We start from the raw sequence: 1,402 nt of genomic DNA on the forward strand, positions 1-1,402 counted from the left end.
GCCGGTGCCGCCGCAATGGCGGCCAACGCGCAGCTGCCCCGGCGGCGCGCTGAGCGCCATCGTGCGGCTGGAGGGCGCCAACCTGGGCCTGGCCGAGGCCGACGTGGTGATGGAAAGCCCCGGCGTGAAGCTGGAAAGCCTGGACGACGACAGCAAGGGCCTCGCCGCGGCCGAGCGCCCGACGGCACAGGGCTGTTATGCCCACCAGTGCCGGCTGGTGCGGCTGAGCATCACCGCCGACGCGCCGGACGAGCTGCTGCTGCGCGTGCGCATCAAGGATGGCGCCAGCACGCTGGCCCGCATCCCGGTCACGACCTTCTGCCCCACCCAGCTGGGCGCGAGCGGCTTCCCGCGCTGATCAGCGCGTCCTGAGTGGCCGGTCGTCGGTTGCTGCCAGCCAGATTGCCGCTGTCCACGCCGCCACATTCTGATCGAGCTGGGCGCGGTCCACCTTGTCGAGCGTGTCGTCAGGCGTGTGGTGCACGTTGAAATAGCGCGTCATGTCCTGCCCCAGATCGAGGACGCCCACCCCGGTGGCAGCCAGGGGCCCCACGTCCGGCCCGCCGCCGGCCTTGTTGGTTGGGGCCGCGTCGATGCCCAGCGGCGCCAGCACATTGGCGATCTCGCCGAACAGCGGCAGGCCGCCATCGTCCACCCTGGAATCGACCTGGTAGATCCGGTCCGCCCCGGCATCGCTCTCGCCGGCCAGCACGATATTCTCGCCGGCGTGGGCTGCGGCATAGGCGCGCCCGCCGATCAGGCCGAATTCTTCCGCGCCCCAGAGCACGACGCGGATGGTGCGGCGCGGCTGTTGGCCTGTGCGCGCCACATGATCCTTGATGGCGGCCGCAGCAGCCAGCGTGATGGCGACGCCGGCGCCATCGTCGAACACGCCCTGGCCCAGATCCCAGCTGTCGAGATGGCCGCCCAGCACGACCACTTCTTGCTGAACCGTGCCGGGGATTTCGGCGATCACATTTGCGGATTGGCCGGGTCGGCTGGTCGGGGTGGAGACCAGCTGGATCTGCACGGGGCCGGCAGCGCAGCGGCGCGCCAGCAGTTCGGCATCGGGCAGGGCCAGCGCCAGCGCCGGGATGGGCGTGATGCCCGCCGGGAACACGGTGCCGCCGGTGTGCGGATTGCGGTGATGGTCCGTGCCCAGGCTGCGGATCAGCACAGCGGCGGCACCTTTCTGTGCCGCCAGCGCCGGCGCGGCGCGGCGCACGGCGCCGTTGACGCCATAGCTGCTGCCATCCTGGGTCACGCCCATGCGGTGATCGATGAAGACGATGCGGCCCTTCAGCTGGCTTTCCGTGGCGGCGCGGAAGGCGGCGAGGCTGGCGAAGCAACTGACCGGCGCGGTGATGCCGCCCGCCGGCGTCGCGCCCGACGCGCCGAGCGC

The 1,402-nt window shown here is 71.6% G+C and carries 2 protein-coding genes; one reads left to right on the forward strand and one right to left on the reverse strand.

The window, feature by feature from the left end:
• A partial coding sequence (locus GJ693_RS17220) for a hypothetical protein (RefSeq protein WP_197042293.1) occupies positions 1–358 on the forward strand: 358 nt, incomplete at its 5' end.
• On the opposite strand, the gene GJ693_RS15985 is transcribed toward GJ693_RS17220, so the two are convergent.
• The coding region (locus tag GJ693_RS15985) for a M28 family peptidase (RefSeq protein ID WP_156257213.1) at positions 359–1,402 on the reverse strand (1,044 nt) is incomplete at its 5' end.

This window comes from Sandarakinorhabdus oryzae, from assembly GCF_009733735.1.
GTDB lineage: Bacteria > Pseudomonadota > Alphaproteobacteria > Sphingomonadales > Sphingomonadaceae > Sandarakinorhabdus > Sandarakinorhabdus oryzae.